Source organism: Dyella sp. (assembly GCF_035486915.1).
Classification (GTDB): domain Bacteria; phylum Pseudomonadota; class Gammaproteobacteria; order Xanthomonadales; family Rhodanobacteraceae; genus Dyella_B.
In genome coordinates this window covers 1-21,525 of record NZ_DATHMR010000127.1, presented here as the reverse complement: position 1 = coordinate 21,525, position 21,525 = coordinate 1, and the positions used below count along the sequence as shown (strand labels likewise).

22 protein-coding genes are annotated in these 21,525 nt (G+C 60.8%); 16 read left to right on the top strand and 6 right to left on the bottom strand.

The window, feature by feature from the left end; all coding sequences use genetic code 11:
• A partial coding sequence (locus VK725_RS09950; protein WP_325317896.1) for a transglycosylase SLT domain-containing protein occupies positions 1–1,476 on the top strand: 1,476 nt, incomplete at its 5' end.
• A gap of 92 nt (positions 1,477–1,568) precedes the next feature.
• Here the strand turns inward: VK725_RS09950 and VK725_RS09945 are convergent.
• Both VK725_RS09945 and asd read right to left on the bottom strand, forming a co-directional pair.
• Positions 1,569–2,009 (bottom strand): hypothetical protein, encoded by a 441-nt coding sequence (locus tag VK725_RS09945; RefSeq protein ID WP_325317895.1) that lies wholly within the window; start codon positions 2,007–2,009, stop codon positions 1,569–1,571.
• A 150-nt stretch (positions 2,010–2,159) separates the two neighbouring features.
• Entirely contained in the window at positions 2,160–3,008 is an 849-nt protein-coding gene (gene asd / locus VK725_RS09940) for an archaetidylserine decarboxylase (RefSeq protein ID WP_325317894.1), read from the bottom strand.
• A 65-nt stretch (positions 3,009–3,073) separates the two neighbouring features.
• Here asd and VK725_RS09935 point away from each other — a divergent pair, with 65 nt between their 5' ends.
• The 10 genes from VK725_RS09935 (at position 3,074) to VK725_RS09890 (ending at position 12,714) form a co-directional block, all read left to right on the top strand.
• Positions 3,074–3,400 carry a cupin domain-containing protein gene (locus VK725_RS09935; RefSeq protein ID WP_325317893.1) on the top strand — a complete coding sequence of 109 codons (327 nt, stop codon included), beginning with the start codon at positions 3,074–3,076 and terminating at the stop codon, positions 3,398–3,400.
• 91 nt (positions 3,401–3,491) lie between these two features.
• Positions 3,492–4,418, top strand: a complete 927-nt coding sequence (gene prmB, locus VK725_RS09930) for a 50S ribosomal protein L3 N(5)-glutamine methyltransferase (protein WP_325317892.1) — start codon at positions 3,492–3,494, stop codon at positions 4,416–4,418.
• A 5-nt stretch (positions 4,419–4,423) separates the two neighbouring features.
• Positions 4,424–4,984, top strand: a complete 561-nt coding sequence (locus VK725_RS09925; protein ID WP_325317891.1) for a GNAT family protein — start codon at positions 4,424–4,426, stop codon at positions 4,982–4,984.
• Positions 4,985–5,098: 114 nt separating this feature from the next.
• Positions 5,099–6,187, top strand: a complete 1,089-nt coding sequence (gene aroC, locus VK725_RS09920; RefSeq protein WP_325317890.1) for a chorismate synthase — start codon at positions 5,099–5,101, stop codon at positions 6,185–6,187.
• A gap of 73 nt (positions 6,188–6,260) precedes the next feature.
• Positions 6,261–7,274, top strand: coding sequence for a D-glycerate dehydrogenase (locus VK725_RS09915; protein WP_325317897.1), 1,014 nt, complete (start codon positions 6,261–6,263; stop codon positions 7,272–7,274).
• 121 nt (positions 7,275–7,395) lie between these two features.
• Positions 7,396–8,424: an aspartate-semialdehyde dehydrogenase gene (locus VK725_RS09910; RefSeq protein ID WP_325317889.1), complete on the top strand. Its 1,029-nt coding sequence runs from the start codon at positions 7,396–7,398 to the stop codon at positions 8,422–8,424.
• Positions 8,424–8,723 (top strand): hypothetical protein, encoded by a 300-nt coding sequence (locus tag VK725_RS09905; protein WP_325317888.1) that lies wholly within the window; start codon positions 8,424–8,426, stop codon positions 8,721–8,723. Before VK725_RS09910 ends, VK725_RS09905 begins: the two co-directional genes overlap by 1 nt.
• 165 nt (positions 8,724–8,888) lie before the next feature.
• Positions 8,889–11,189, top strand: a complete 2,301-nt coding sequence (locus VK725_RS09900; RefSeq protein WP_325317887.1) for a FimV/HubP family polar landmark protein — start codon at positions 8,889–8,891, stop codon at positions 11,187–11,189.
• Positions 11,190–11,332: 143 nt separating this feature from the next.
• Positions 11,333–12,100 (top strand): tRNA pseudouridine(38-40) synthase TruA, encoded by a 768-nt coding sequence (gene truA / locus VK725_RS09895; protein ID WP_325317886.1) that lies wholly within the window; start codon positions 11,333–11,335, stop codon positions 12,098–12,100.
• Positions 12,097–12,714, top strand: coding sequence for a phosphoribosylanthranilate isomerase (locus tag VK725_RS09890; protein WP_325317885.1), 618 nt, complete (start codon positions 12,097–12,099; stop codon positions 12,712–12,714). Before truA ends, VK725_RS09890 begins: the two co-directional genes overlap by 4 nt.
• Here the strand turns inward: VK725_RS09890 and VK725_RS09885 are convergent.
• The gene (locus VK725_RS09885; protein WP_325317884.1) at positions 12,711–13,601 is read right to left on the bottom strand and encodes a LysR family transcriptional regulator; all 891 of its coding nucleotides are present in this window, start codon (positions 13,599–13,601) and stop codon (positions 12,711–12,713) included. The two genes, VK725_RS09890 and VK725_RS09885, sit on opposite strands and share 4 nt — an antisense overlap.
• Before the next feature lie 110 nt (positions 13,602–13,711).
• On the opposite strand from VK725_RS09885, the gene trpB reads away from it, so the two are divergent.
• The 3 genes from trpB (at position 13,712) to accD (ending at position 16,807) form a co-directional block, all read left to right on the top strand.
• Positions 13,712–14,923, top strand: coding sequence for a tryptophan synthase subunit beta (trpB, locus tag VK725_RS09880; protein WP_325317883.1), 1,212 nt, complete (start codon positions 13,712–13,714; stop codon positions 14,921–14,923).
• Entirely contained in the window at positions 14,920–15,720 is an 801-nt protein-coding gene (gene trpA / locus VK725_RS09875) for a tryptophan synthase subunit alpha (RefSeq protein ID WP_325317882.1), read from the top strand. The genes trpB and trpA overlap by 4 nt, the downstream gene beginning before the upstream one ends.
• 217 nt (positions 15,721–15,937) lie before the next feature.
• The gene (gene accD, locus VK725_RS09870; RefSeq protein WP_325317881.1) at positions 15,938–16,807 is read left to right on the top strand and encodes an acetyl-CoA carboxylase, carboxyltransferase subunit beta; all 870 of its coding nucleotides are present in this window, start codon (positions 15,938–15,940) and stop codon (positions 16,805–16,807) included.
• A gap of 319 nt (positions 16,808–17,126) precedes the next feature.
• On the opposite strand, the gene VK725_RS09865 is transcribed toward accD, so the two are convergent.
• The gene (locus VK725_RS09865) at positions 17,127–17,702 is read right to left on the bottom strand and encodes a phosphatase PAP2 family protein (RefSeq protein WP_325317880.1); all 576 of its coding nucleotides are present in this window, start codon (positions 17,700–17,702) and stop codon (positions 17,127–17,129) included.
• Positions 17,671–18,831: a glycosyltransferase family 1 protein gene (locus tag VK725_RS09860; protein ID WP_325317879.1), complete on the bottom strand. Its 1,161-nt coding sequence runs from the start codon at positions 18,829–18,831 to the stop codon at positions 17,671–17,673. Before VK725_RS09860 ends, VK725_RS09865 begins: the two co-directional genes overlap by 32 nt.
• Before the next feature lie 161 nt (positions 18,832–18,992).
• Between VK725_RS09860 and VK725_RS09855 the strand changes: the two genes are divergently transcribed.
• Together VK725_RS09855 and gltX are read left to right on the top strand one after the other, a co-directional pair.
• On the top strand, positions 18,993–19,427 hold the full coding sequence (locus VK725_RS09855; RefSeq protein ID WP_325317878.1) for a DUF4399 domain-containing protein: 435 nt from the start codon (positions 18,993–18,995) through the stop codon (positions 19,425–19,427).
• Between the two features lie 103 nt (positions 19,428–19,530).
• Positions 19,531–20,931 carry a glutamate--tRNA ligase gene (gltX, locus tag VK725_RS09850; RefSeq protein ID WP_325317877.1) on the top strand — a complete coding sequence of 467 codons (1,401 nt, stop codon included), beginning with the start codon at positions 19,531–19,533 and terminating at the stop codon, positions 20,929–20,931.
• A gap of 99 nt (positions 20,932–21,030) precedes the next feature.
• Here gltX and VK725_RS09845 read toward each other — a convergent pair.
• The coding region (locus VK725_RS09845; RefSeq protein WP_325317876.1) for a hypothetical protein at positions 21,031–21,525 on the bottom strand (495 nt) is incomplete at its 5' end.

The following is a 21,525-nucleotide window of genomic DNA, read 5'->3' as shown; positions in this document are numbered from 1 at the left end:
GCCCGTTCCTTTCGTCTTGTTTCATTGGTTGCGGCGCTGATGCAGTTGACTGCCTGCGCGTCAGGCGCGAGTGCGACCAAGCCACAGCCGCCTTCAGCCTCCCTCAATGCGCTCTACGGGCAGCTCGATCAGGCGAGTCGGAGCTACGAAACGGCGCTGCAGCAGACGCGTGCAGGTGATGCCGAAGGCGCACAGAAGACGCTGGATCAGGCGCTGGATCAGCTGAAGAACTCGGCTGCTCAATGCGGCACGACGCCGGGATGCGATCCACAGCGCTTCTTCTCCGTGTTCGATCACCTGCTGCGCCTGAAGGATGGCAGCTTTATCGGTGATGAGACGCCGGATGAAGACACGGGCGAACCTGCGACGACGTCGCTTCCTGGTCAATCCGGCGGCGCCATCAACCCGGCCGAGGTACAGCGCAGCGTGACCTTGCTGCGCGGACATCAGCTTTCTGAATTGATCGCGATGAATGGCCCCGTGAAAGCGGCGCTGGAGATGTGGCTGACGCAATGGCGTTCGAACCTGATGGACGCTTACGTCAACTATGAATACCTGCGTCAGGAAATGTGGCCGCAGTATCAGCAGCAGGGCCTTCCCGAAGCACTGTTGTTCGGCATTCTCGCCAAGGAGTCGGGCGGCAAGGTGCACGCTGTGTCGCGCTCCGGCGCGGCGGGCCCACTGCAGTTCATGTACGCAACCGGGCTGCGTTTCGGATTGAGCGAGCAGGATGGATTCGATACGCGTTTCGATCCGGGCGAATCGGCGCGCGCAAACGCCCAATACATGAACGAGCAGTTGCAAGCGTTCAACGACAACCTCGAACTGACGCTGGCTGCTTACAACGGCGGCGAAGGCCGTATGCGCCGGCTGGTGGGCGACGACACCTCAGTGAGCTTCTACGATCCGCGTATCTACAATCAGCTGTCGCAGGAAACGCGCGATTACGTGCCGGAGGTGTTGGCGGCCGCGTGGCTTTTCCTGCATCCGGACAGCTACAACCTGCATTTCCCGCAGGTGAACAATGAGACTGGCAGCATCACGCTGGCGCGCGCGGCATCCATTTCCGAACTCACCGTGTGTCTGGGCTCGGCCGATAATCATCTGGAAGGCTGGTTCCGTACCTTGCGCAACCTCAATCCGCGTCTTGACCCGCAACAGGAGCAGCCCGTCGGATCGACGTTGCAGGTTCCCAAGGCACTGGAGAAAGCGTACGCGGTGCGCTGCGTGAATGGTCCGTGGCCGATTCTCGCCAGCGATCTGCACAACGCCATCGTGCCCGTCGTGCCGGATGTGCCGCCGGCTGCCGCGCCGGATCCCGTTGTTCATTACACCGTTCGACGTGGAGACACGCTTGCGAGCATCGTGCGCAGGCACGGCAGTTGTTCGAGCTCCAGCGAAGTCGCACGCATGAACAACCTCAAGTTCGACCATGTGCGCCCGGGGCAGGTGATCAAACTGCCCAGTTGTCATTGAGCCAAGTCGCCATTGACCCAAAACGAAACGGCCTCTCCATTATCAGGAGAGGCCGTTTCGGGCAGCAATCGAATGCCGTTAGATGGATAGAATCAGGCGGCGGCGCCTGAGCGCATCCACTGCGCCACGGCATCGACCTGCTCACCGCTGGCATCGCGCAATTCGCGCAACACGCGAAGCACCTGACGATGCTGGGGCTGCACGCTTGCATGCGCCGAATCTTTGGTTTCGTGATAGGCCACGGCCAGCCAGAGCGAGATACCGCGGAGCGCGACTTCCGGGTTGTCCGACTGGGCGCGGCTGAAGCCGACGTCGGTGCCCTGACCCCATGGGAGGTAGCGTGCACCGGGTTCCGTACCGTAAAGGTGGGGGAACTCGCTCTTGGAGGCCTGCCCGATTTCCCGCAAGGTCATGACGCCCAAGCGGGCGCGCGCTTTGGCGGGCATGGCGGCAACGGTGCGGTCAATTTGGCTGAACTGGCGCTGCAGCTGCCGAGCGCGAACCATCGCGATGATGCGAGTGACGATCTGCATGTGACCCCTCACTGATACAGGCGCCGCACGGGTGCGCGGGTAGGACGGGAGCATAACAAATTGTCGACGCGGAATGCGCACAAAACGTCACAAAATGACGACCTACGTCAACGTTCAGCGAATCAGGCGTGTAGCCGAAGGCCAAAATACCTAACAAATGTGAAGTAGATCACCTAATTTTTGACCAACCTGAACCGGTTGCTGGGGGTCCAGGCCGTCCAGCCTCGCGGCCCCTTCGGGCAGCAAAAGGATCACGGTGGAGCCCATGTTGAACCGCGCCATCTCGGCGAAACGGTCCAGGGAGACGTTCTGCCCAGCGAATGACTTGCGGCGGATCGACGAGGCATAGGGGGGGATCACCAGCCCGTCCCACACGGTGGCCACCGAGGACACCAGGATCGCCCCGACCATCACAACGACGAACGGTCCGTGCTCACCTACGAAGTGACAGACCAATCGCTCGTTTCGTGCGAAGAGTCGCGGAATGGCCTCCACGGCAAAAGGGGCAACACTGAAGATTCGGCCCGGTATATGCACTGTCTCCGTCAGCTCGCCGCGCAGTGGCATGTGTACGCGATGGTAATCGCGCGGCGAGAGGTAGACGGTGACGAATTGGCCGCTGGCGTAGGGGGAAGCTGCTGCCTCGTCACCGAGTAGTTCGGCGACCGTGTAGTCCTGCCCCTTGGCCTGGAATATACGTCCGTCGGTAATGGGGCCCGCTTGGCTGATGCGTCCGTCGGCAGGCGAGAGCAGCGCGGCTGCAGATGCATCTGCCTTGCGGGCATCAGGACGAAGTTTGCGTGTAAAAAACGCATTGAAGTGCGGGTACGCGAGGGGGTCGGGTTGCGCCGCTTCGGTCATGTTGACCTGGTAACGCTGCACGATCGTGTTGATCAAAAAATTTTTCCACGGCACGAACGTCCAGCGTGTGGCCCAGTAAACCACGCGCGAAAGCGCCCGATGGGGAAGGATGTATTGCAGCAATACCTTGAAAGTCATCCAGCAAGTATGAAGTAAAACGGAACGATTCCATAAGGGGGATGGGTCGTTCCTTGGGAGGTGGTATGCATCAACGACTCACCCCAGCCAGCGCGCTGGCTGCACTCGACCAGGTCAAGAAGACGGCCACCGGCATGTTCAAACACGGTTCGCTGGAGGTGGAAATTTTTCAGCCTGCCGGCATCGATGCACAGACACCGCATCGACGCGATGAACTATGCATGGTCATCTCCGGACGGGGCTACTTTGTCTGCGGCGACACGCGGCAACAGTTCGGCCCTGGCGAATTGCTCTTCGTGCCCGCCGGCACGCCGCATCACTTCGAGGATTTCACCAGGGATTTCAGCGCCTGGGTGATGTTCTACGGACCACAAGGAGGCGAGGCGGCCTGAGCTGGCGTCATGAGCGAAGATGGGCACGTTTCGAACAGGCTCCGGCGAGCAATCGTTATACTTCTCAGCCCCTAAGACGGACCGTGCCTACGTGACTTCCGAACTCGCCTCGATCATCGATTTCATCCGCTACGGCGCCAGCCGGTTTTCCGCTGCGGGTCTGACCTTCGGGCATAGCCACGACAACCCGATCGACGAGGCCACGCATCTGGTGCTGGCCAGCCTTCACTTGCCACCGGATATTCCGCCCGCGTATGGCGCTGGCAAACTCACCGCCGAAGAACGCGCGCGCGTACTGTCACTGATCGAGCGCCGCATCACGGAACGCCTGCCGGTCGCTTATCTCGTGGGCGAAACCTGGTTCGCGGGTTTGAAGTTCAAGAGCGACCGTCGCGCACTGGTGCCGCGTTCGCCGATCGCCGAGCTGATCGAATCCGGATTCACGCCGTGGATGGATGGCCGCCATGTCGAACGTGCGCTCGACCTGTGTACCGGCTCGGGCTGCATTGGCATAGCGATGGCCGAATACAACCCGCACTGGCAGGTGGATATCGTCGATATCAGCGAGGATGCCTTGTCGCTCGCACGTGAAAACGTCGCGTTCCAGCATGTGGGTGAGCGCGTCGAAGTGGTCAAGTCCGACCTGTTCAAAGGACTGAAAGGCCGCAAGTACGACCTGATTGTGTCCAATCCACCCTATGTGACGGAAGACGAATACGCCGCGCTGCCGGGCGAATATAGCCATGAGCCGAAACTCGGGTTGACGTCTGGCGACGATGGTCTGGACATCTGCGTGCGCATCCTCGACGAGGCCGCCGATCTTCTCACCGAGGAAGGCTTGTTGATCGTTGAAGTCGGCGAAAGCGAGCATGCGTTGAGCGCGCTGCTGCCGGAGGTGCCGTTCGTGTGGATTGAGTTTAAAGTAGGGCAGATGGGCGTGTTCGCGATCGAGCGTCGCGAGCTGATCGAACACGCCAAAGCGATTCATGAAGCTGCCGAGGTGCGTCGTTCGCGCTGATCGATATGGATCTGGTACTCGCCACCGTGCGATTGCGTCTTGACGCCTTGTGCGAAGACGATGCGGACGAGTTGTTCCGCTACCGCGCCGATCCCGTCGTGGCCAGATACCAGGGGTGGCGCCCCACCAAGCACGTGGAGGCGCTCGATTTCATTCGCACGCAAATGCAGTGGTCGCCGGAGACGCGTGGCGACTGGGTGCAGCGCGCCATTCGCCTGGCCGATCACGATGCGCTGATCGGCGATCTGGGGCTGCATATTCCCGTCGATCCTGAGGGTTCTTACGAGTTCGGTATCACTGTTGCGCCGGAACACCAGGGCAAAGGCTACGCCTATGAAGCGGCGAGCGGGCTCTTCGATTATCTCTTCGATACGTTTCACGCCCGCCGGATTCATGCGTCCATCGACCCGCGCAATCGGGCAAGCGAGGCGCTGATGCGCGCATTGGGCATGCGGCAGGAAGCGCATTTTCGTGAGCGGTTTTGGCTGCATGGTGAGTGGGTGGACGACATGATCTTCGCGATCCTGGCGCGCGAATGGCCTGAAGCGAGAAAGCGCAAGGCTTAGAAGGTGCGCTCATAAAGGCGCCGGGCGCCGAGGCGTGGCAAGATGCGGGCATCGTTTCGATGGGTTGCATGACCATCGAGCCCCGTCGATTCACATCTCAGCCTTGGTTTCCACGTGTCCAGCAATTCAACCGGCAAGCTATTCACTGTCACCACATTCGGCGAAAGCCATGGCCCTGCCATCGGCTGCGTGATCGATGGTTGTCCGCCTGGACTGGGCCTGGATGCCGAAGCATTCCGCACCGATCTCGATCGCCGTGCGACCGGCCGCAGTCGTCACACCTCGCAGCGCCACGAAGCCGACGACGTTGAAATTCTCTCTGGTGTCTATGAAGGCAAGACGACTGGTACTCCGATTGCCTTGTTGATTCGCAACACCGATCAGCGAAGCAAGGATTACAACGACATCGCCAGCTCCTTCCGCCCGGGTCATGCCGATTACACCTACTGGCAGAAGTACGGGATCCGCGATCCGCGTGGTGGCGGCCGTTCGTCCGCGCGTGAAACTACCATGCGGGTGGCCGCAGCCGTGGTGGCCAAGAAATGGTTGGCCGAGCGCTATGGCGTTCGGGTGCGTGGTTATCTGGCGCAGATCGGCGATGTCGTGCCCGAAGGTTTCGACTGGAGTGCGGTGGAAGAGAATCCTTTCTTCTGGCCGCACGCGGAGCAGGTCCCGGCGCTTGAGAAGTACATGGACGCGTTGCGTAAGTCCGGCGATTCCGTCGGTGCGCGCGTGAATGTCGAAGCCGAGGGCGTGCCGCCTGGGTGGGGTGAGCCCATTTACGGCAAGCTCGATGGCGATCTCGCCTCGGCGTTGATGTCCATCAATGCCGTCAAGGGCGTCGAGATCGGCGACGGGTTCGACGCCGTTTCGCAGCGCGGCAGCCAGCATCGCGATGAAATGCGTATGGACGGCTTTACGTCCAATCACGCGGGTGGCATTCTGGGTGGCATCAGTACGGGGCAGGTGGTTCGTGCCTCAATGGCTCTGAAGCCTACCTCCAGCATTCTCATTCCCGGTCACAGCGTCAATGTAGCGGGAGAGCCGGTCGACGTGGTCACCAAAGGGCGTCACGACCCCTGTGTAGGCATCCGCGCCACGCCGATTGCCGAGGCGATGATGGCCCTGGTGCTGATGGATCACGCCCTGCGCCATCGCGCGCAATGCGGCGACGTAGGTGAGATAAAACCGCGCATTCCCTGATGGGTTAAGGGTGCCGGGAGCAAGATGAGTCCGGTACACGTGCGGCAGGAGTCTCGCAGTAGTCACACCGATGATGAGCAAGTCACACAGCGTTTGGGTCTCGCGACCTTTGTTTCCGGAAGTACTGGCCACGCTGGCGCAGTACGTCGAAGTGCGTGCGGAAACCAAGGAAACCAAACGCTCGCCCGAGCAGTTGCACGACAAGCTCGCAAACGTTGATGGTGCGATTGTCAGCTTGGGCGATCGCATCGACGCCGACGTCATTGCCGGCAACCGGCGCTTGCGCGCCATCGCGAATCTGGGTGTCGGCTATAACAACTTCGATCTGGAAGCGCTGACGGTGGCTGGCATTCTTGCCACCAACACCCCCGATGTGTTGACTCAAACCGTGGCCGACTACGCATGGGCTCTCCTGCTAGCGGCAGCACGGCGCGTTTGCAGCGCCGAGCGCTGGTTGCGGGCGGGCCGCTGGCGCGGCGGCATGCGCTTCGACGATTGGCTTGGCGTGGATGTGCACGGCAAGACGCTAGGCATTCTTGGCATGGGCCGTATCGGGCAGGCCATTGCACGCCGCGGCGCCGGTTTCGATATGCCGGTGATCTATCACAACCGCACGCGCTTGCCCGAGGCTACCGAGCGCGCATATCACGCCCAATACGTCGACAAGACGCAGCTGCTGCAGCGTGCCGATCATCTTGTTCTGGTGCTGCCCTATAGCGTGGAAAATCATCATGCAATGGGCGCCGATGAACTGGCGCAGATGAAGCCCACGGCAGTGCTGGTGAATATCGCGCGTGGCGGTATCGTCGATGACGCGGCGCTCGCTGCGGCGTTGCGCGAGGGTAGGCTGGCGGCGGCAGGGCTGGATGTGTTCGAAGGCGAGCCTTCCGTTCATCCAGCGCTGCGCGAACTCGAGAACGCCGTGCTTAGCCCGCATATCGCCAGCGCCAGCGCCGATACCCGCCGGGCGATGGCTCAATTGGCGGCGGACAATCTCCTTGCCGCGCTGGGCTATGGACCCAACGCGGGCCATCCGCCGTCCCTGCTCAATCCTCATGCCCTCAACAGGCGGCGGGGCGAAACGTGATGCTCCTCACGCTGGCGAGGCTGTGCCGTGTTGTTTGCGTGCCGTGCAGGCTAGATTCCCCGATTGCGGGCATCGGGTTGGGCCACGGCAACCTTCCGAATCCCAAACAAGTGACCCATAAATGAGCAAGAAGAGCAGTTACAAGGTAGCCATGGTTGGCGCCACGGGTGCCGTCGGCGAAGCCCTGCTGAGCATCCTGGCCCAGCGCGAATTTCCGATCAGCGAGCTGGTGCCGCTGGCGAGCGAGCGTTCGGCCGGTGGCAAAGTAGAATTCGACGGCAAACAGATCACAGTCAAGAATCTTGCCGATTACGATTTCAGCGGGGTCGACATCGCCTTCTTCTCGGCGGGGGGGTCGGTCAGTCGCGAGCACGCGCCGCGCGCCGCCGAAGCGGGCGCCGTAGTGATCGATAACACCTCGGAATTTCGCTATCAGGACGACATTCCGCTGGTCGTGAGCGAAGTGAATCCGCACGCGATCGCGCAGTACACCAACCGCGGCATCATTGCCAATCCCAATTGCTCCACGATGCAGATGCTGGTGGCGCTCGCGCCGATATATCGCGCGGTGGGCATCGAGCGCATCAATGTGGCGACGTATCAATCGGTGTCCGGCGCAGGCCGCTCGGGCATGGAAGAGCTCGGCAAGCAAACAGCCGCGCTGCTCAACTTCCAGGATGTCGAAAAGTCGAAATTTCCCAAGCAGATCGCGTTCAACGTAATTCCACACATTGACGACTTCCAGGCGAATGGCTACACCAAGGAAGAAATGAAGATGGTGTGGGAAACGCGCAAGATTTTTGAGGACGAATCTATCCAGGTGAATCCCACGGCGGTGCGTGTGCCGGTGTTTTATGGACATTCCGAGGCGGTGCACATCGAGACGCGAGATAAGATCAGCGCCGAAGAAGCACGCGAACTGCTGGAAAATGCCGAAGGCATCGTTGTGCAGGACGAGCGCAAAGCGGGCGGTTATCCCACGCCGGTTGGCGATGCGGCCGGTCAAGATCCGGTCTTCGTCGGTCGCATCCGCGAAGACATTTCGCACGAACGCGGTCTGGATATGTGGATCGTGTCCGACAACATCCGCAAAGGCGCGGCACTCAATGCCGTGCAGATCGCGGAATTGCTGATTGAGGATTATTTGTAATGCGATATCGCGTGCTGGTTCTCGCAGTTGTTTTGTTGGTTTCGACAGTCGTGCTCGCTGACCCGCCGCCATCTACATCCGGCACGCAGACGACGCAAAAAGCAGTTGCCGGTGTGAACCAGCGCGTGGCCCAGCACGAGGCCGAGGTCGCCCATTTGCAGCAAGACGTGGGGCAGCAGGAATCGGCCAGCCAGCAGGCGGCCGAGCACCTGCAACAGCAAGACCGTACTATTGAAGAATTAAAGCGGGAGTTGAAGGCTGCGCAGGATGCCTCCCAGAAACCCGCCGCCGGGCATTGACGGCCGTCACGTTGGGTAAAAAAACGGCTCTGGGACGGGCTATTACCAAGATTGGCTATTGTTGATTGACGTTTATCTAACTAAAGTGACGCCTTCTGAGAGGAAGTCTCCGCAACCGCGGTGATTTAATTGACTAAAGCGTCCGGTCGTTCGGGGGAGCACGCGATGAATCGTTCGTTGAAGCTGTCGATACTGATGGCGCTTGCGCTGGGCAGTACACAGGCGGCAGCGGTGGAACTGGGCCAGGCGCACGTCAAATCGGCACTGGGTCAGCCCTTGCTGGTCGAGATCCCGGTCACGCAGGGAACGCCAGCTGAGCTGCAGAACCTCAGCGCCGAACTGGCACCGAGCGACGCCTTCGCCAAGGTCGGCGCTACCCGGCCGACGATTGCCTTGCAATTCAACGTAGTAGACGTGAATGGCCATAAGGTCATCCGTATAACCAGCGCCACGGCGGTGGACGATCCCTACCTCGACCTGTTCGTGAAAGTGAACACCGGCACGGGCAGCAGCGTCAGCGAAGTCGCCGTCTTGCTCGATCCGCCGAACAAGACCCAGGCCGCATCGAGCAGCGCACCGACTCACCACCACGCGGCAGCGGCCAGCAGCACGGAGGCTGCGAGCACCTCTTCCGCAACGCCAAAACAGACATCCGCCGCCGCACCGACTCATCACGAGGCACCGGCCGGACTCAAGAACGGCGAGTACACGGTGGAGAAGGGCCAGACGCTTTCTCACGTAGCGGTGGAAACCGCCATGGCTGGCGTCAACAAAGACCAGATGATGCTTGCGTTGAAGGCCGCCAATCCGGATGCCTTCTATCGCGACAATATCAACGCCCTAAAAGCTGGCGCCATCCTGCGCGTGCCTTCGAAGGATGACGCCGCCGCGGTCGCCGCCGCGGATGCCGCTGCACAGGTGCGCCAGCAGGAGACCGATTGGCGCAATGGCACGGTCGGCGCGGCACCGACATCGGTCGCCGCGGGTGGCACGCGCGCAAATGCTTCCGTCGCGCCGACGGCGACCAGCAACGCCGACAAGCTCGCCCTGGTTCCGCCGGGTGGCGAAGGCCAGTCAGCCGGTGCGGGTTCCAATGGCAAGGGCGCGGAAAGTGCGAAGATCCGCCAGGAACTGCAGCGCAGCCAGGAAACGCTGTCGTCCCTGCAGCAGCAGAGCGATGAGCTGAAGTCCCGCCTGAAAGATCTCGAAGACATCAACGGCAAGAACCAGAAACTGTTGTCGCTCAAGGACAACGAAATCGCCGATCTGCAGAAGAAGCTCGCTGACGCGCGCAAGTCGGCGGGCTTGCCGCCGGCACCGGCGGCACCGCTTGCTTCAGTGACTCCCGCACCTGCACCGGCCGCGCAGCCGCCTATTGTCGCGACGCCGACTCACTCACCTGCCGCCGCTACGCCTGCACTTGCGAGCGCTGCATCAGCACCGAAAACGGCGACGACGCCCGCGAGCAGCGCATCGGCACCGAGCAACGCTGCCGTCACCACGCCGATTGCTCCGCCTGCCGCGAAGCCCATCGTTCGTTCGTCTCACCATGCGCCCGTCGCGCCGAGGGCGACCGAAGAGCCCTGGTACATGCAGACGTGGGCATGGGCGATTGGCGGCGGCGTGATCGTCCTGGCAATCCTCGGCGCGCTTTCGCGTCGCGGCAAGTCGGGTGGAGCGCCCAAGAAGACAGCGAAGCTGGAACCCACCGCTTCCAAGGGTTCACTCGCTGATCGCTTCGGTACCGCCGATCTCGATGACCCGCATTCGGGTTCCGACCCCGATCAGGATCAACTGCTCGACCAGCTCGCCGAGAATCCGGATGACATCGGCCTGCACCTGGAGCTTGTAAGCCTGTACTACACCCGTCGCGATGTAGAGCATTTCGAGGCAGCTGCCGAAGCGATGCATGCACACATCACCGAAGCCGATCAACCGGAATGGCAGGACGTGGTGCATATGGGCCAGGATCTTGCTCCCGGTCATCCGCTGTTCGCCGAAGCACACATTCCACCGTCGGGCGCCGACGAGCGTTCGCCGCTCCATCAGTTCGATCTGGATAGCTACGCAGGTAGCAACGAAGCCACGACTGCCAAGGCGCCGCCGCCGGTGCCGTCGCAGCCGAAAGTCAGCGAATACCATTTCGACTTCGACCTCACGCCGCATCAGCAAGAAGCGAAAGCGAACCCCGGTCACGCAACCACCGCCAAGCAGGAAACCGAAGCGGAGCCGGTCTCGACGTGGAACTTCGAAGATGCTGCCGACGAGCACGAAACCGCGCATACCGATGCAGCTGACTTCGGTGAACTGCATGACGATCCGATCGACACCAAGCTCGATCTGGCTCGCGCCTACCTCGACATGGGCGACCCGGACGGTGCGCGCGCCATGCTGGATGAAGTGCTGCAGGAAGGCACGCAGATGCAGAAGGATGTCGCCAAGACGTTGATGGCCAAGATTCGCTGATCATCGTCGTGTTGCATGAAGACAGATCGGGCCGGCCATGCCGGCCCGATGTTTTTCTGGCCTTTGCGCTTAAAAAGCTGCCCGGAGGTTAGGGCTGCTGTCCAAACTGTTACGCTAAACGTCTCGCAGTTTTCCGATTATCCATGCGCATTGCACTCGGTATTGAATACGACGGCACCGACTTTCTAGGCTGGCAACGGCTCAGCCATGGCGCCAGCGTGCAAGCGTGCTTGGAGCGCGCACTGTCCTTTGTTGCCGCCGAACCGATCGAAGTGACATGCGCAGGGCGCACCGATGCTGGGGTGCATGGCCGCTGCCAGGTCGTGCATTTCGATACGGCCGTTCAGCGCGATATGCGCGGTTGGGTGTTGGGTACGAGCTCGAATCTGCCGACGAGCGTGGCTGTTCTATGGGCGCAACCGGTGCCGGATGATTTCCATGCACGCTTTTCCGCGCGCAGTCGCCGTTATCGCTACACCATTCTCAATCGCGGCATTCGCCCTGCGCTCGATGCGCGGTACGTGACGTGGGAGCGTCTTCCGCTCGATGCGGCGCGCATGCACGCCGCCGCGCAGGCGTTAATCGGTGAGCATGATTTCAGCGCTTTCCGCGCCGTTTCCTGTCAGGCGAAACATGCGCGCCGTCTGATCAAAACGCTGCAAATACGTCGCGAAGATGCTCACGTGATCGTCGAAATCGAGGCCAATGCATTTTTGCATCATATGGTGCGCAACATCGTTGGTTCGCTTTTGGTGGTTGGTCGGGGCGAACAACCCGAGGTATGGGTCGCAGAGCTTTTGGCCGGGCGCAATCGTGAAGTGGCCGGTCCCACCGCTGCGGCGTCGGGTCTGACGTTTATCGGTCCGCGCTATGAAAAACGCTGGGGTTTGCCAGCCGAGGTGAGCGAATGACACGCATCAAGTGTTGTGGCATGACGCGCGTCGAAGATGCGTTGCTTGCGGCGCAACTTGGCGCCGACGCCATTGGTGTAGTGCTTACGGCACGCAGCAAGCGACAGGTGTCGTTAGCGCAAGCCAAAACGATCGTCCACGCCATGCCGCCGTTTGTATCGACTGTTGCGTTGTGTATGGATGACGAGACGGAGTTCGTTCGCGCCATCATCGAGACCGTTCGGCCATCGTTGCTGCAATTTCACGGTGCGGAGAGCGACCACTGGTGCGCTCAGTTCGATTACCCGTATCTAAAGGCCATCGCGATGGGTGAAGGAGCGTCGGCGTTGCCACAGTTGCGTGCCTATCCGCGAGCGGCGGGTTTATTGCTCGATGGTCACGGGCTGGGCGAGGCCGGTGGCAGTGGCAAATCGTTTGATTGGTCGTTGATGCCGCACGATGTGCATCAACCGCTGATTCTCGCCGGTGGTCTCACGTCGACAAACGTGCAGGCGGCCATTCGTGTCGCCAAACCGTGGGCGGTGGATGTGGCGAGCGGTATTGAATCGTCGCCAGGCATCAAAGATCCCGCAAAGATGCGTGACTTCATTATGGCTGTTCGCTCGACGCACTAAGCGTCACGCAGTGCGTTGCGTAACCACTTAGCCAGCGCATCAATACGGTTGTCGTTTCTACGCCGCGGTGTTGCGAGAATCCACTGCGCGTGTGTCTGACGAAATCCCCACGGTGCAAGCAACCGTCCCGCTTTCACATCATCCTGCACAAGTTGAGCGGGCGCGATGGCGACGCCAAGTCCCGCGACCGCTGCTTCCAGCAAGTAGAAGAGACGGGTGAATCCCTGGCCGTAATGAAGCGACGCAGGTGATACACCGCTTAGCTCGGCCCATTCCGGCCAAGCCTGTGGGCGTGAGGTGGTGTGCAACAACGCTTCATCGCCTAGCGAAGATTCGCCACCGTCGAGCAAGCGATCAAGATTGGCATAACGCGGACTTACGACGGGGCCGATGCGTTCCGGCGCCAACTCGTGCACGTCCCAACCTGCCGGCCACGGTGCTGCGCGAAGTGCCAGCGCCGCATCGAGTTCGGCGTGTTGCGGCGCCAGCGGGTCTTCCTCGGGCGAGAGATGCAATTTGAGTGACGGCAGATCGCGTTCAAGCCGATCCAATCGAGGAATCACCCAGCGCGCCAACAGGCTGCTGGCACAACCGAGCACGAACGGGCCCTCTGCACGGCCGCGCTGAAGCTCTGACCATCCGTCCCGCAACTGATCGAAAGCACCCGCCACGCGATCGCGCAGTAGCTCTCCCGTGGCCGTCAGCGCGATGCCGCGTCCCTGACGTGCAAACAGTGGCTGATCCAGCGCCTCCTCCAGCACGCGCACCTGGCGGCTGATGGCGCCGTGCGTGACGTGCAACTCCTCGGCGGCGCGGCTGAGGCTACCCAGGCGGGCGGTTGCCTCGAAAGCGCGAAGGGCGTTCAGTGAGGGAAGATCTCGGCCCACGGTATTGTGAGTTTTCCTGACACGTTTAACCCATGATATCGCTTTTTTGATCAACGAATTCGCGATATTTTTGCGGCCTGGCTAAATCTATTGCGCAGGATTTCTGACACATGCCCACGATCCGGGATTTCCACAGCTGGCCCGACGCCCACGGGCGCTTCGGCGACTTCGGCGGCCAGTACGTCGCCGAGACCCTGATGGCCCCGCTTGCCGAGCTGACCGAAGCCTACCTCCGCCTTCGCGAGGATCCGGAGTTTCTGGCCGAGCTCGACCGAGACCTCACCTATTACGTAGGTCGCCCCAGCCCGATCTATCACGCCGAGCGCTTGTCCAAGCATGTGGGCGGCGCGCGCATTCTGCTCAAGCGCGAGGACCTCAATCACACCGGTGCGCACAAGATCAACAACACCATCGGCCAGGCGCTCGTAGCAAAGCGCATGGGCAAACCGCGTGTGATTGCGGAAACCGGTGCAGGTCAGCACGGTGTCGCCACTGCCACCGTCGCGGCACGTTTCGGATTGAAGTGCGTGGTGTACATGGGCGCGGTCGATATCGAGCGCCAGAAGATCAACGTCTACCGCATGAAACTTCTGGGCGCCGAAGTCGTGCCGGTGACATCCGGTTCGAAAACGCTCAAAGATGCATTGAACGAAGCAATGCGCGATTGGGTGACCAACGTTGCCGACACGTTCTACATCATCGGCACCGTGGCAGGCCCCCACCCGTATCCGATGATGGTGCGCGATTTCAACGCCATCGTGGGACGCGAAGCGCGTGCGCAGATGCTGGAGCACTACGGTCGTCTGCCCGATGTGCTCACAGCGTGCGTGGGCGGCGGTTCGAACGCGATCGGACTGTTCCACGCATTTCTCAATGACAGCGGCGTGCGCATGGTCGGTGCGGAGGCAGCGGGCGAGGGCATCGCGACAGGTCATCACGCTGCGTCGCTTGCAGCAGGCCGCCCTGGCGTGCTGCACGGTAATCGCACCTACGTGTTGTGCGACGACAACGGTCAGATTACCGAGACGCACTCGGTTTCCGCAGGTCTGGATTATCCCGGCGTCGGTCCTGAGCATGCGTTCCTGAAAGATGCGGGGCGCGCTGAATACGTGGGTGTCACCGATGACGAAGCCTTGGAAGCGTTCCATCTGCTTGCACGAACCGAAGGCATTCTCGCGGCACTCGAATCCAGTCACGCCGTTGCGCAGGCGATGAAGTTGGCGCGTGAATTACCCAAAGATGGCATCGTGCTGTGCAATCTTTCCGGACGTGGCGACAAGGACGTGCACACGATTGCAGCCCGCGAAGGAGTACAGGTATGAGTCGCATCGATCGCCGTTTCGCCGCGTTGAAAGCAGCTGGACGCACCGGCCTGATTCCCTTCGTCACCGCAGGCGACCCGACACCTGAACACCACGTCGCGTTGATGCATGCGCTGGTCGACGCAGGCGCCGACCTGATCGAACTGGGCGTGCCGTTTTCCGATCCGATGGCCGATGGCCCGGTGATTCAACACGCCAGCGAGCGCGCCATTGCCAAAGGTGTTGGATTGGCCCACGTGCTTGCGTGGGTGGCAGCATTCCGCCAACGCGACGACGAGACACCCATCGTGCTGATGGGGTACCTCAATCCGGTCGAAATTCACGGCTACGAACGCTTCGCCAACGAAGCGGTGGCGGCGGGTGCGGATGGTGTGTTGTTGGTGGATTGCCCTCTTGAAGAATCAGCAGTGCTGGAGCCCCTGCGCAAAGCGGGTTTGCAACAGATTCTGCTTGCGGCCCCCACCACCGCACCCGCGCGTATGGCGGCGTTGTGCGAGGCGGCCGATGGTTTCCTGTACTATGTATCGTTCGCCGGCATCACCGGAGCGGGTCGCTTGAGTACGCAGGACATCGCTACACGCGTGGCGGATATCCGATCTCATGCGAAGGCGCCCGTAGCGGTCGGTTTCGGCGTCAAGGATGCGCAAAGTGCCAAAGCCATCGCTGGTTTTGCCGATGCGGTAGTGATCGGCAGTGCGCTGGTCGAACGCCTGGAAGGTGCGACCACAGCGCAGGATATCGCGGCACGGGTTCAGGGCTTTCTCGGACCCATTCGCACGGCGCTGGACACGCCGTAATGCTTGCTTTCCCTTGAGGAGGGGAACGGGGTGGGGTGAATGGCCATCGTGGGCGCAGTGAATGGAACGCGCTCGCATCCGAGTGGTCACACGTACGACGGATGGGGCAACACCCTATCCACGGTCCTTCTACGTGTGAGGGACTGGACGTTGGACGAAAGCGCCCCCATTGAAGTCCCGATGGTCGAGGGCCGCCGGGTTCAGGATTGAGGTTTCTATGAATTGGCTGCAAAAAATCATGACACCGCGGGTACGGACGCAAGGTCCGCCCGGCGGCAAAGGCAAGGTACCTGAGGGTGTATGGGAGAAGTGTGCCGGCTGCGGCGCGGTGCTCTACCGGCCGGAGCTGGAGCGCAGCCTGATGGTCTGCCCGAAGTGCAGCCACCATCACGCCATCGGTGCACGCGAGCGTCTGCTGGCTTTCCTCGACGAAGGCAGCACGCAGGAACACTGGGCCAGTATGGAACCCAGCGATCCGCTGAAATTTCGCGATTCCAAGAAATACCGCGATCGCATCGTCGCCGCGCAGAAATCCACCGGCGAAAAAGATGCGCTGATTGCGATGAGCGGCAAGCTCAAAGACCGACCCATGATGGCCGTCGCATTCGAGTTCTCCTATATGGGTGGCTCGATGGGCTCGGTGGTCGGCGAGAAGTTCACCCGCGCTGCGGAAAAGGCGCTCGCCGAACGCAGTGCACTGGTGTGCTTCTCCGCTACTGGCGGGGCGCGCATGCAGGAAGCACTGTTCTCGTTGATGCAGATGGCCAAGACCTCCGCCGCGCTAGCGCGTCTGCGCGAAGCGGGCGTGCCATACATCAGCGTGCTGACCCATCCCACGACCGGTGGTGTATCGGCCAGCCTCGGCATGTTGGGCGATATCAACGTCGCCGAACCGAAAGCGCTGATCGGCTTCGCCGGTCCGCGCGTGATTGAGCAAACCGTGCGCGAGACACTGCCCGAAGGCTTCCAACGCTCGGAATTTCTGCTCGATCACGGTGCCATCGACATGATCGTGGATCGGCGCCAGATGCGCGACAAGCTTTCCGACGTGTTAAACATTCTGCGCAAAGTGCCGCGCGCTGCGTAAAACGCTTCTCCCACCGTACGCATTCAATGCCGCCTTCGGGCGGCATTGTTGTTTTTGCATCCGCAAATGGTTGATCCAACGGCAGCAGAAATCTTTTCCACAGCGAATGTGGATGTACCTTGGAAAAGCCTGTGGAAAACTCGAACTCTCGGTTGTGCGATCAATCACTTGGCACGCAGTGGTAAATGTTTGCGCAACAAGTGCGCGCACTTTTCCACAGCGATTGTGGAAAGTGTCCGGTAGAGCCTGTGGATAGATGCGCTATGTCGTTGAAGTCAAAGCGCGTCGCGACGGTATGCGCAGCGATTGATCAATGCGATCAGACCAACAGCATCGGCGCGCTGTGTACCAGCCACAATGACAGCGCGCCGAGGCCACTGCCCACGACCATGGCTGCAAGGACATCGCTCGGATAGTGCAGGCCGAGAATCACGCGCGATGCGGCAACCAGCGCGGTGAATGTCAGCAGCAGCGGTGCAAGCACCGGGTACCACGCCAGGGCGACGATGGTGAAACCCACCGCCTGCAGCGTGTGTCCCGATGGGAAACTGAATTCATCCAGCGGCGGCACGTGTGCGATCACGCCGGGACAGGTGCGAAACGGGCGCGGGCGACGCGTCCAGCGCTTCAGGATGCGATATAGCGCCAAGGCAACCAAGCCGGTCACAGCCATGTGCGCGGCGGCTTCCAAACCACGCTTGCCGTCGATGAGTACGAGGGCCGCCATCAAGGCGTACCAGAAAATGCCGTCGCCGAGACGACTGATAATGCCGAAGAACATCCCCACTGCGTGCCGCGCACCCCAACGATTGGCGGCAATGCACATGCGTCGATCAAACGCATGGCGCGGAAGAGCGACTGGGTCAGGCAGGTGCGATGGTGACGTGACGCTCATGCACGTTCTCCTCGACCAATTCGCGTAACAGGGTTTCGAATTCTCGGATCACGGCTTCCGGCGAAAGACGCGCCATGCTCTCTTCGGCGGCGGCGCCCATCGTGTGGATCAGTGCAACGTCGCCGGCCAGCTTCACCGCGGCAGCGGTAAATGCCTTGGTGTCACCGGATTCGATCCGGTAACCATTCACATCGGTCAACAGATGCTCGCGCGCAGCGCCTTCGTTGTAGGCCACCACCGGCAGACCAGATGCGAGCGCTTCCAGAATCACATTACCGAAGGTTTCGCTCAGGCTCGGGAACGAGAACATGTCCGCGCTGGCGTAATGGGCGGCAAGCATTTCGTCGCGCTTCATGCCGACGAAGATGAAATCCGGATGCGCTTCCTGCAGGCCTGCGCGAGCAGGGCCGTCGCCCACCCACACGTAACGGGCCTTGGGCGACACTTTCTGGATGGCGCGGAACGTATCCACTGCCAAGTCCAGATTTTTCTCCGGTGCGATGCGGCCGACGTAAAGCACCACCGGTGTATCCGCATCCACACCCCAGCTTTCGCGCAACGATGCATCGCGCTTGGAGGGGCTGAACAATTTCGTGTCGACCGCGCGGCGCAGCAGGCGCGCGTGGTCCACACCCATCGCCGTGAGTTCCTGAGCAAGCGCTTCGGTTGGCACCAGCGTGACATTGGCGCGGCTGTGGAAACGGCTCAGATAACGATGCACGACCGGTGTGAGAAAACCCACACCATAATGATTGGCGTAGGTATCGAATCGGGTATGAAAACCTGTTGCTACCGGAATGCCCAGGCGCACGGCGGTTTTTACGGCCGAACGGCCTAGCGGGCCTTCCGTAGCGACGTAGATGGCGTCAGGACGACGTTCCGTCCAGCGTTTGCGCAATGTGCGCGGTGCCGGTAGACCGAAGCGCAAACCCGGATAGCGGGGCAGTGCTGCGCCGCGCGTTTCCAGTGCATGGATACCGGGTTCGTCGACGTGGCTCACCGTCTGACGCGGACGGATGAGATCGATCTCGTGGCCGCGTAAGGCCAGACCGGTCGCCAGACCATGAACGGTGAGTGCGACACCGTTGATCTCAGGCGGATACGTCTCGCTGATGATGCCGATACGCATGGCGCATCCTCGTCTTGTACGGCGGTAGCTTGCGCTTGCGTCGTTTCGCAGACGTGGCGGGTACGTGACACTGTGGTTACGCGTGTTACCAAATGCGGAAACGTCGCCGAGCGGCTGCAACTAGGCTAGATTTGCACTTCCCTGGACCAGGAAACACGCCGATGAAACGCCTGCTATTCACGTTAGCGTTAGTTGCCTCTGCCGGCTCCGCGCTGGCTGCGGATGCTCCCACCTTGCCGGTGACCAAAGCCCCTGTGGGTGCACAGGTCTACATCATTTCACCGCTGGATGGCGCCACCGTTTCACAGACCTTCACCGTGCGTTTTGGCTTGAAGGGCATGGGCGTTGCGCCCGCGGGTGTCACCCACGAGAACACCGGGCATCATCATCTGCTGATCGACGTCAAAGATCTGCCTGCCGCCGGCCAGCCGATTCCTAAGGACGAGCAGCACGTGCACTTCGGCGGCGGTCAGACCGAAGCGACAGTCACGTTGAAGCCCGGCACGCATACCCTGCAGCTGGAACTGGGCGACCTCAACCACATCCCGTTCGACCCGGCGCTGGTGTCGAAAGTCGTCACCGTACACGTCAAATAAGCGCGTGCGACAAGGCCCTCTCCGTGCGGGGGAGGGCCGGGTTAAGGCTGGGGCCGCGAATCGGCTAAAATCACCGATCCCGCATCGCGCCTCGACCGAATCCATGACCGTCCGCACCCGTTTCGCTCCCAGCCCCACCGGTTTTCTGCACATCGGTGGCGCACGCACCGCGTTGTATTGCTGGCTGGAGGCACGCCGCCGCGGTGGCGAATTCCTGTTGCGCATCGAGGATACCGATCGCGAGCGCTCGACCGATGAAGCCGTGAAGGCGATCATCGACGCCATGCAATGGCTGGATCTGAGCGCGGACGACGCGCCGATCTATCAGACCCAACGCCTGGCGCGCTACAAGCAGGTCGCCGACGTGCTGCTGGCCACCGGCAACGCTTATTACGCCTACGAATCCAAGGAAGAAATCGAAGCCATGCGCGAAGCGGCCATGGCGCGTGGCGAGAAGCCTCGCTACAACGGCTACTACCGCGATCGCAATGAACCCTATCGCGACGATCCCAATCGCGTGATTCGTTTCAAGAATCCGCTGGAAGGCACTGTCGTGTTCGACGACAAGGTCAAGGGCAAAGTGGAATGGGCCAATGCGGAACTGGACGATCTGGTGATCTTTCGTTCGGACGGCTGGCCGACCTACAACTTTGCGGTGGTCGTCGACGATATCGACATGGGCATCACCGAAGTGATTCGCGGCGATGACCACGTGAACAACACGCCGCGTCAGATCAACATCTATCGCGCGCTCGGCGCAGAAGTGCCGGAGTTCGCGCACTTGCCGATGATCCTCGACAAGGAGGGCAAGAAGCTCTCCAAACGCACCAATTCGGTGAGCGTGATGGAGTACCGCGAGAATGGTTTCTTGCCACACGCGATCCTCAACTATCTTGTGCGTCTGGGTTGGTCGCACGGCGATCAGGAAATTTTCTCGCGCGAGGAAATGGTCAAGCTGTTCGACGTCGCCGACGTCAACAAAGCCGCATCGCGTTTCGATACGGAAAAGCTTCTATGGCTCAACCAGCATTATCTGAAGAGCGACGATCCGCAGACACTGGTGCCCGAATTCACGTGGCATCTCGAGCGCGCCGGCATCGATATCGGCAAAGGTCCCGCGCCTGCCGGTGTGATTGTCGCCCTGCGCGATCGCGTACACACGCTGAAGGAAATGGCCGAGCGCGCGAAGATATGGTACGGCCCGATTCCCGAATGGGACGACAAGGCCGTTGCCAAGCATCTGAAGAACGACAGCGCCGTACAGGTGCTTAAGGCTTCCCGCGAGTTGCTCGCCACGTGCGAGTGGAAGCCCGAGCCGATTCATCAGGTGATCGAGCAGGTCGCTGCCAAACTCGAGTTGGGCATGGGCAAAATCGCCCAGCCGCTGCGCGTGGCGATGACAGGTACGCAAGTATCGCCGTCGATCGATCAAACGATTTATCTGACCGGTCGCGATGAGGCATTGAAGCGCATCGACGACGCGATAGCGTTGGCAAACGGCTGATTGCCGAACCGGCTGAGTGGTCGATAGCCGGGCAGGGAGCTCGGCTCGGTTGTTGGTGTAGGCGTTCGGTCAATCACGCCAAGTGCATCATTAGCGTCTTCAATGAAAGAACGCCGTCACCGGCGGCAGCGTGTCGACAGGTTCGATGCGTATCCAGGACGTGCTGTTCTGGGCGCGATCGCGCTTTTCCATCAGATGCATGAGTCGGAACCGGGATTCCGATAGAAGCCGTCGTGTGATCGATACATCGCTCTCGCTCATTCCCTGCAAGATGCGCTTGGGAATTTTCTGTTCATTGAAGCATTCGATCATCCGCTCGAGCGTCAGGAACGACGGTACATGCGATGAGGCGCTATCGATGAAGATCGATGATGTGGCTGCCATGCGCGGAAGAAAGCCGCGCACGATGTTGTGCACAAAGTCAGGCGAATGCATGTAGTCGGAAAACAGAAGGTCGATCGGCTTGTGCTCGAAATCGGCTGTCAAACCGGTGGGATTTTCGAGGTCGATCTCTGTTTTTCTGAAGGCGACATGCTCGCGTATGCCGCATAGGTCGAACAGCGAAGAAACAAACTCTTCGTACGTTCCCTGTCT

Coding starts and splice junctions, on each gene's coding strand:
- VK725_RS09945 (WP_325317895.1), bottom strand. CDS start 2,009: ATGCAGATCGTCACTCGCATCATCGCGATGGTTCGCGCTCGGCAGCTG.
- asd (WP_325317894.1), bottom strand. CDS start 3,008: ATGACTTTCAAGGTATTGCTGCAATACATCCTTCCCCATCGGGCGCTT.
- VK725_RS09935 (WP_325317893.1), top strand. CDS start 3,074: ATGCATCAACGACTCACCCCAGCCAGCGCGCTGGCTGCACTCGACCAG.
- VK725_RS09925 (WP_325317891.1), top strand. CDS start 4,424: ATGGATCTGGTACTCGCCACCGTGCGATTGCGTCTTGACGCCTTGTGC.
- VK725_RS09915 (WP_325317897.1), top strand. CDS start 6,261: ATGAGCAAGTCACACAGCGTTTGGGTCTCGCGACCTTTGTTTCCGGAA.
- VK725_RS09910 (WP_325317889.1), top strand. CDS start 7,396: ATGAGCAAGAAGAGCAGTTACAAGGTAGCCATGGTTGGCGCCACGGGT.
- VK725_RS09905 (WP_325317888.1), top strand. CDS start 8,424: ATGCGATATCGCGTGCTGGTTCTCGCAGTTGTTTTGTTGGTTTCGACA.
- VK725_RS09900 (WP_325317887.1), top strand. CDS start 8,889: ATGAATCGTTCGTTGAAGCTGTCGATACTGATGGCGCTTGCGCTGGGC.
- truA (WP_325317886.1), top strand. CDS start 11,333: ATGCGCATTGCACTCGGTATTGAATACGACGGCACCGACTTTCTAGGC.
- VK725_RS09890 (WP_325317885.1), top strand. CDS start 12,097: ATGACACGCATCAAGTGTTGTGGCATGACGCGCGTCGAAGATGCGTTG.
- trpB (WP_325317883.1), top strand. CDS start 13,712: ATGCCCACGATCCGGGATTTCCACAGCTGGCCCGACGCCCACGGGCGC.
- trpA (WP_325317882.1), top strand. CDS start 14,920: ATGAGTCGCATCGATCGCCGTTTCGCCGCGTTGAAAGCAGCTGGACGC.
- accD (WP_325317881.1), top strand. CDS start 15,938: ATGAATTGGCTGCAAAAAATCATGACACCGCGGGTACGGACGCAAGGT.
- VK725_RS09865 (WP_325317880.1), bottom strand. CDS start 17,702: ATGAGCGTCACGTCACCATCGCACCTGCCTGACCCAGTCGCTCTTCCG.
- VK725_RS09860 (WP_325317879.1), bottom strand. CDS start 18,831: ATGCGTATCGGCATCATCAGCGAGACGTATCCGCCTGAGATCAACGGT.
- VK725_RS09855 (WP_325317878.1), top strand. CDS start 18,993: ATGAAACGCCTGCTATTCACGTTAGCGTTAGTTGCCTCTGCCGGCTCC.
- gltX (WP_325317877.1), top strand. CDS start 19,531: ATGACCGTCCGCACCCGTTTCGCTCCCAGCCCCACCGGTTTTCTGCAC.